The organism is Neobacillus pocheonensis (assembly GCF_050477905.1).
Classification (GTDB): Bacteria; Bacillota; Bacilli; order Bacillales; family Cytobacillaceae; genus Neobacillus; species Neobacillus pocheonensis_A.
This window is the reverse complement of the sequence record NZ_JBCNAD010000009.1, coordinates 1-8,261: the sequence shown is the minus strand read 5'-3', so window position 1 is coordinate 8,261 and position 8,261 is coordinate 1. Positions and strand designations below refer to the sequence as shown.

Sequence of the window (8,261 nt, the reverse complement as noted above, 5' to 3'; positions counted from 1 at the left end):
CAACAAAAGGCATCCGAATGGACTCATTCGAATGCCTTTTGTCTACAATCTGCAGCGAAAGCATTGCTTCGCTGTTTTTTTCATTAGCTAGAGATTTTCATTCGTAGTTTTTGACGCAGTTTGTCAATCATATCCTTCGTCATTTTGTCTAAATCGTAGTCGAATTTGAAGCCCCATTCTTCTTTAGCTGCTGATGAATCAATGGAATTTGGCCAGCTATCCGCAATCATTTGTCGGGCAGGATCCACATTATAAGCTATTTTAAATCCAGGGATATATTTTGCAATACTTGCTGCAATTTCTTCTGGATCAAAGCTCATCGAACTAACATTAAAGGAGTTCCGATGGATTAACTTTGATGCATCTGCCTCCATTAGGTCAATGATCGCCTTCAATGCATCTGGCATATACATCATATCCATGTAGGTACCTTTATCAATGTAGGATGTGTATTTACCATTTTTGACTGCCTCATAGTAGATTTCCACGGCATAATCGGTCGTTCCACCGCCAGGTAAGGCTACGTAGGAAATTAAACCAGGAAAACGCACTCCCCTTGTGTCTACCCCAAATTTTTGATGGTAATAATCAGACAATAGCTCGCCTGCTACTTTATTTACCCCATACATGGTGGTTGGGCGCATGATGGTATCTTGTGGTGTATCGTCTTTCGGTGTAGAAGGTCCAAATGCTCCGATTGAGCTAGGTGTAAAAAATTGTGCCTTTAATTCCCTTGCTGTTTCAAGGGCATTCATTAAACCGCCCATATTTAAATTCCAAGCAAATACAGGTTTTTCTTCTGCTGTTGCTGATAGAAGTGCAGCTAAATGCATGACAGTATCAACTTTATATTTTTTTGCTATCCCAACCATTTTTTTTAAATCTGTTACGTCTAAAATCTCAAAGGGACCGCTTTGTGCTGCTTCACTGTCATTCTTTTTAATATCTGTCGCAATGACATTGTCTGGCCCGTATATATCTCTTAGCTTCATGGTTAATTCAGATCCAATTTGCCCTAAAGCTCCAGTAATTAATATTCGTTTCATGCTGTTTCTCCACCTCAGTCATTGTAATCTTAAATAATACCCATTTCTTTCCCTACTTTTTCATAAATAGAAATTGCTTGATCAAGCATTTCTTTAGTATGGGCAGCAGTCGGCATATTACGAACCCTGCCTGTTCCTTTAGGTACGGTTGGGAAAACAATCGCTTTGGCATAAACGCCTTCTTCATTTAATCGTTTGCTAAATTGCTGGGTCAGGCTTTCGTCTCCAATAATACAAGGTGTAATCGGAGTTTCACTGTTGCCGATATTAAATCCTAATTCCTTTAACCCTTTTTTCAGATAGTCGCCGTTTTTCCAAAGCTTTTGATTAAGCTCTGTGCTTTCCATTAAAATTTCTATCGACTTTTTGCTTGCTGCAACATCTGCCGGGGTTAAAGAAGTAGAAAATAAGAAAGGACGGCTGCGAACCTTTAACCAATCAATCAGGTTTTTCTTCCCAGCAACATATCCGCCGACAACACCGATCGCTTTTGAAAGCGTCCCGATTTGGAAATCAATCTTGTCAGATAGGCCAAAATGCTTGACCGTCCCTGCACCTTCTCCGAGAACACCAGAGCCATGGGCATCATCGACATATGTAATTAAATCAAATTCTTCGGCAATTTTTACTATTTCAGGTAATAAGGCAACATCGCCATCCATCGAAAACACGCCATCTGTTATGACCATGATTTTATTGTACTGACCAGATTCTTTTGCTTCTTTCGCCTTTGCTCGTAAATCTTCCATATCAGAATGGTTAACTCGAATGATTTTAGCTTTAGATAGTCTACATCCGTCAATGATGGAGGCATGGTTTAATTCGTCTGATAAAATGGCATCATTTTTATCCATAACGGCAGAAATCGCGGCCATGTTACAATTAAATCCTGACTGGTAGGCAATTGCTGCTTCCGTATGTTTAAATTCAGCTAGTTTTTCCTCTAATTCAACATGTAGCTTAAGTGTTCCATTAATGGTACGAACGGCACCAGCACCGACTCCATATTTCTCAATCGCTTCTGCTGCAGCTTTTTTCAAACGCTCATCTGTTGCCAAGCCTAAATAGTTATTCGAAGAAAGGTTGACAAGTTCTTTTCCATTAATGGTGATCATCGGTCCATTCGGACTTTCTAGCGGGTCTATGACATTGTAAAGGCCTTTGCCTTTTAAATCTTCAAGGTTTTCATTTAAAAATTGCTCTAAAACGTTACTGGACATTTCTTTACCCCCTCATATTATCTGAGCAGCCTCTTGTCGTTTTAACAAATACATTTGTCCGCTCCAAAAAGACAGTTATATCTTCGTTAAATGCCTATATAATAGGATTCCTGTAATATACTTTATCACACTTTTTAGAAAATGTTCATGCCTAGAGGACAAAAAATAAAAAAATATTAATGATTTTAGATTGCCCAAATTGAGAAAAGGATATTTTGAACAAATCCATTGCAAAGAAAAAAGAACCAATCCATTGGAAAGGTTCTTAAATATAAAAATTAAATTCCGGTTGGCCATGTTGCAAGAAGCCGTTCACTCTTTTCTCTTTTTGAGGTTAATAAATATTCAAGCGACTGGCAGAGGAATTTCCTTGTTTCATTGGGCTGAATCACATCATCAATTAAATGTTTGGCAGCAGCTTTATAGGGTGAACTATCAAATGACCACAGTTCTAAAAGTTTCTTTCTTTCTTCACTTGGGTTTTCTGAACGAGCCAGTTCGCGGCCAAACACGACATTGACACCGACTTCAGGACCTGTAAAATTAATTTCCGCAGTTGGCCATGCGACCACTAAATCGCCGCCCATTCCTGGTCCGCACATATTTCCATAGGCCGCGCCGATGCTTTTTCGAATAATAACGGATATCTTCGGAACGGTTGATAGGGCGAGCGCTTGATTCCAAACCATGATCTTTGTCGGCATCTTTGCTTTTTCTGCTTCGCTGCTAATGCGGAATCCTGGTGTGTCATGCAAAAAAATAAGCGGGATATGATAGGAATCGCAAAGACAAATAAATTCCGTTGCTTTTTGACATTCATGTGGTCCAGGTGCCCCGGCAAAATGGCTTGGCTGATTCGCCACAATCCCAACCACGTGTCCATTCATATGGGCAAAAGTGGTGATTAAACCCTTCCCGAACTTCCGTTGAAACTCAAATGTAACCCCATCATCAACAAGTGAGGCAATGATTTTTTTCATATCATAAACACGATTGTTTTGCTGCGGTAAAATAGCCAAAACCTCATCAACTAATCGATAAGGGTCATCGTTTGTTGCTCTCATTAGCGGCCTTTCCTCCGCATTCTGCGGCATATACGTGTAAAAGGATTTTATTTGCTCTATGCATTCTCCCTCGCTAGCTCCGTCCTCATCAATCTGTCCTGTAAAACGATGATGAACGTCCACTCCGCCCAATTCTTCCGGTGTTAATTTTTGACCATTGGCAAGCTCAAGCATTCTTGGTCCTGCAATCGCCATACATGTTCCTTGAAGTTGAGTAACAAAATCGGAGGAAACTGCAGCCCATGTGGGTCCTCCAAAGCTATCCCCTAAAATAGCCGTCATTGTTGGTACTTGACGGTGAAGAGTAAGCATCTCTCGTGGGAACAATTTATCACTTATGCCATCAGATCCCATGCCATCCGGCATCCTAAGCCCGCCTCCTTCATGGAGCGAGAAAAGCGGCAGCCCGTTTTTTACAGCAAATTCATGAATGCTTTTCGATTTACGAATGTGGACATTCCCTTCTGTCCCAGCAAAAACTGTTTTGTCACCAGCTTGAATAACGGCAGGCCGTCCATTCACCTTCCCTACACCCGCAAGAAGCCCGTCTCCATAGCTTTTATGCTCCGTTCCAATGACATCAGAAGTGTTTAACATTCCGAGTTCCAAAAAGGTGCCCCGGTCTGCTAATTTTTCGATTCTTTCTCTTGCGGTTAACAATCCTCTGCTATGCTGTGCCGCAATTTTTTCGTTTCCGCCGCCTAAACGAGCTGCTTCTTTTTTGGCCAACAATTCACTTGTAAGCTGTTGTAAACGATCCATGTTTTCCTCCCTAATCCTCTTTTAACAATTTTCTTAATACTTTCCCAGATGGCGTAGCTGGAAGCTGCTCTTTAATCACTACATAGCGGGGGTATTTATAAGCGGCCATGTTTTCCTTTGACCACTTGATAATATCGGAAGGGGTCGGATTTTCTGCAGCTGAGTCCTTCAGCACAACAAACGCTTTGACCACTTCACCCTTTATCGGATCAGGAATGCCGATGACGGCGGACTGACGAATCGCTGGATGCAGATTAAGTAAGGCTTCGACATCTTCAGGAAAAATACTATAGCCAGAGCTTTTTATCATTTCCTTCACACGGCCGATAAAGAATAAATAACCCTCCTCATCAAGGTATCCAACGTCACCTGTATGGACCCATCCATCTTTTAGAGTTTCCGCAGTAGCATTGGAACGGTTTAAATATCCTTTAAATACACCCGGATTTTTTACAACGATTTCACCTTGCTTACCAGTAGGCTGAACCTCACCTGTTTCGAGATTTAGAATGCGTATTTCCGTGTCATAGACAGGAATGCCACAGGAACCGAATTTGATTCTTTCTCTTGGCATAAAGGTATCACAGGTGTGGGTTTCACTCAGACCGTATGCCGCTTCATAAAGAATACTTCCGTTTGTAATCGTTTTCCATTTATCAGAAAGATCCTTCGTTACTTGGACACCGAAACTTGTTGCTAAATTTGTCTTTAAACTAGATAAATCCCGTTCAGCAATCCCTGGAATTTGTAAGATGGCCCAATTCATTGGAGCTATACTATACCAATAGCTGACCCTGTATTTTTCAATCGCTTCAACAGTGGCTAACGGATCAAACCTTATAAACAAAACACAAGGCCTGCCAGAATAGATAGGGGTGTTCAATCCCATCAGCATGCCGGCGATATGGCATAACGGCGCACTGGCTAAGAGAATTTCGTCGCCGGTTATTCCGTTTGCCTGCGAGGAAGCAGCTGCTTTGAATAGAGCATTTCCGTAAGTTAACATAGCCCCTTTTGGGCGCCCCGTCGTACCGGAAGTAAACACCATTAAACCTACATCATTCCACAAATTAACATTTACTTTCACATCAACGGGCATTTCTGTTTGGAGAATCTCATAGAAGTCATCCGCTTCAGGAAACGTTTGTTTTGGAAAAATGAATTCTTCAGGAAACTTCCATTCGGTTTGGTCTGGGAGGAAATCATCATAGTTGGCAGTGACAACAAAATTTAGAGGACGTACTTTTTCAATTGCTTTTTTTACAAGAGGAAAACCTTCGGAACCGACAATGATTCCTTCGATCGGTGCCTCTTCTAAGTAATAGGCTAATTCATTCTCTTTAAACATTGGGTTTAACGGAACAACAATGCCGCCCAATTTTTGAATTGCGAAATGAGCAATGATATATTGAGGGCAGTTTTGTAAATAAAGGGCTACACAGCTTCCTTTCTTCACACCTTTTTTACGTAAGTAACTTGAGAATCGGTTTACAGAGTCTAATAGTTTAACCCATGTAATCTTGTTTCCATAAAATATATATGCTGTTTCATTTGGTCTTTGTTTCCCGTGCTGTTCCAAATATTCAACTAGAGGCTTTTCTCCTTGCAAATAAGTCAATTGGGTTGGAACCTGCTTGGGCCAATAGGGTCGAACTGTTTTTACCACTTATATCATCCCTCCACATCTCATTTCTGAATTTTCTGATTTAATTGTACATATTAATAGTACATAAAAATGAATTGGTCTTCAATCTTTCTCTTCTACTTCAATTCATCAACTTTGAAAACAGTTTCAAACCCGAACAAAAATTATTATTTCACTTTAATTATTCGTTTTTTAAGAAAAAGTGATTGATTTACCTCTTTTCTCTCGTTATACTGTGAATATAAATGAATAAGTTTCACTCATATAATCGTGGGGATATGGCCCGCAAGTTTCTACCAGATTGCCGTTAACAATCTGACTATGAGTGGGTAATGAGAAAGCCGTTATTGTTTTATTTGCGGATTTCTATTTATTCTTTCGGTTAAAAGCCCAAAGGTCATTACCTCACTCAAATGTTGATGTGAGTAATGGCTTTTGGGCTTTTTATTTTTCTTAGGGGGTTAAGCATGAAGTTATTAGAAGAAAGAATCAAATTGGATGGTAAGGTCCTATCTGAAAATGTGCTAAAAGTGGATTCTTTTTTGAATCACCAAATTGATCCGGAATTAATGCTTGAAATAGGAAAAGAATTTGCTAATAAATTTGAGGGTGTTGGGATTACGAAAATCGTCACGATCGAATCCTCCGGAATAGCTCCAGCTGTGATGACTGGTTTACAAATGCAAGTTCCTGTTATTTTTGCTAGAAAAAGAAAATCGTTAACCCTAAATAATGATTTGCTTACTGCAACCGTTCATTCATTTACAAAAAATGATACAAGTGAAATTTCACTCTCAAAAAAATATTTATCCGAGAATGATAAAGTGTTAATTATTGACGACTTTCTTGCCAATGGTCAGGCTGCCTTTGGTTTAGTGGAAATGGTGCAGCAAGCAGGTGCCGAGATTGCCGGTATTGGAATCGTCATTGAAAAATCCTTCCAGCAAGGGGCCAGGCTTTTAAAAGAGGCCGGATTAAGAGTGGAATCACTTGCAAGAGTTGCGTCTCTCTCTAACGGGGAAGTTAAGTTTATAAATGAAAAAGTGGAGGAATTAATCTAATGAAACAACATCCATTCAAAATTGCATCTTTAGGTATTCAGCATGTATTAGCGATGTATGCAGGAGCCGTGATTGTCCCACTTATCGTTGGCGGTGCCCTTAAATTTAATGGCGAACAATTAACCTACTTAGTTTCTATCGATATTTTAATGTGCGGAATCGCAACTATTTTACAAGTTTGGCAGAATCGCTTTTTTGGAATCGGGTTGCCAATTGTTCTTGGTTGTACATTTACAGCGGTTGGTCCGATGATTGCAATCGGAAGTCAATATGGAATTTCATCTATTTATGGTTCTATCCTTCTCTCAGGCTTGATCGTGATTCTTATTTCGGGTTTCTTCGGTAAATTAATTAAGTTTTTCCCTCCAGTTGTAACTGGTTCTGTCGTGACAATTATTGGGATTACTCTAATCCCAGTCGCCATGAATAACATCGCTGGAGGTCAAGGAAGCCCTGACTTTGGTTCGATTTCCAATATTAGTCTTGCATTTGGAACTTTATTATTTATTATCTTGTTGTATCGTTTTACAACAGGCTTTATTCGTTCTATTTCGATCCTATTAGGATTAATGGCTGGGACGCTTGCAGCATCGATTATGGGAAAAGTGAATTTTTCTGCGGTGGGAGATGCTTCTTGGTTTCATATGGTACAACCTTTTTACTTTGGAACTCCTACTTTTGAATTGACACCTATTATTACAATGACTTTAGTTGCTATTGTTAGTCTTGTTGAATCGACGGGAGTTTATTTTGCACTAAGTGACATTACTGGAAAAAAACTTTCTGAACAAGACCTAGCGAAAGGTTATCGTGCTGAGGGATTTGCAAGTATTTTAGGTGCTTTGTTTAATGCCTTCCCTTATACTACCTACTCACAAAATGTTGGACTAGTCCAGTTGTCCGGAGTAAAAGGGAAAAACGTCATCTATACGATGGGTGGAATTCTGGTTGTTCTAGGTTTTGTTCCTAAAATTGGTGCATTAACGACTGTTATCCCAACACCTGTGCTTGGTGGAGCGATGGTAGCCATGTTTGGTATGGTTATTGCATATGGAATCAAAATGCTTAGTAAAGTGGAATTTGCCTCCCAGGAAAACCTGTTAATTATCGCTTGCTCTGTCGGCATGGGACTTGGCGTCACTGCAGTTCCAGATTTATTTAATCATTTACCAGAAAGCGTCAAGATTTTAACAAACAATGGGATTGTAGCTGGAAGCTTGACGGCAATCTTCCTGAATATCGTCTTTAATATTATGAGACCAAACAAAGAACAACAGTTATCCGGACAAGCCAATAATCAAAGTGCCGTTTAATTCCCAAAAATTTATATCCAAAGAAATTAGGTTTTTATATAATTTTGTGTTACACTTTGTCTACCGTTTGAATTACTTTTTTCATGTACCCCGCTCATTTCCTGAGCGGGGTTCCTTTTTTTATACAAAGCTCTGTTAAATTTGGCTGTT

The 8,261-nt window shown here is 39.7% G+C and carries 6 protein-coding genes and 1 riboswitch; of the genes, 2 read left to right on the top strand and 4 right to left on the bottom strand.

Going from position 1 to position 8,261, the window contains the following annotated elements; translation table 11 throughout:
* Positions 1 to 83: 83 nt before the first annotated feature.
* The 4 genes from ABES02_RS06600 to ABES02_RS06585 all read right to left on the bottom strand — a co-directional run bounded on the left by ABES02_RS06600 (position 84) and on the right by ABES02_RS06585 (position 5,758).
* Positions 84 to 1,046, bottom strand: coding sequence for an L-threonine 3-dehydrogenase (locus tag ABES02_RS06600; RefSeq protein WP_430132401.1), 963 nt, complete (start codon positions 1,044 to 1,046; stop codon positions 84 to 86).
* A gap of 29 nt (positions 1,047 to 1,075) precedes the next feature.
* Complete coding sequence (locus ABES02_RS06595; protein ID WP_430132399.1) at positions 1,076 to 2,266, bottom strand: glycine C-acetyltransferase; 1,191 nt, start codon at positions 2,264 to 2,266, stop codon at positions 1,076 to 1,078.
* Between the two features lie 278 nt (positions 2,267 to 2,544).
* A complete protein-coding gene (locus ABES02_RS06590) occupies positions 2,545 to 4,092 on the bottom strand; it encodes an acyl-CoA carboxylase subunit beta (protein ID WP_430132397.1) in 1,548 nt (515 codons plus the stop codon).
* 10 nt (positions 4,093 to 4,102) lie between these two features.
* Positions 4,103 to 5,758, bottom strand: a complete 1,656-nt coding sequence (locus ABES02_RS06585) for an AMP-binding protein (RefSeq protein WP_430132395.1) — start codon at positions 5,756 to 5,758, stop codon at positions 4,103 to 4,105.
* A gap of 219 nt (positions 5,759 to 5,977) precedes the next feature.
* A riboswitch (purine riboswitch) is annotated at positions 5,978 to 6,079 on the top strand.
* Between the two features lie 125 nt (positions 6,080 to 6,204).
* Here ABES02_RS06585 and ABES02_RS06580 point away from each other — a divergent pair.
* Together ABES02_RS06580 and ABES02_RS06575 are read left to right on the top strand one after the other, a co-directional pair.
* Positions 6,205 to 6,798: a xanthine phosphoribosyltransferase gene (locus ABES02_RS06580; RefSeq protein WP_430132393.1), complete on the top strand. Its 594-nt coding sequence runs from the start codon at positions 6,205 to 6,207 to the stop codon at positions 6,796 to 6,798.
* Complete coding sequence (locus ABES02_RS06575; RefSeq protein ID WP_430132391.1) at positions 6,798 to 8,111, top strand: nucleobase:cation symporter-2 family protein; 1,314 nt, start codon at positions 6,798 to 6,800, stop codon at positions 8,109 to 8,111. The genes ABES02_RS06580 and ABES02_RS06575 overlap by 1 nt, the downstream gene beginning before the upstream one ends.
* Positions 8,112 to 8,261: the final 150 nt, after the last annotated feature.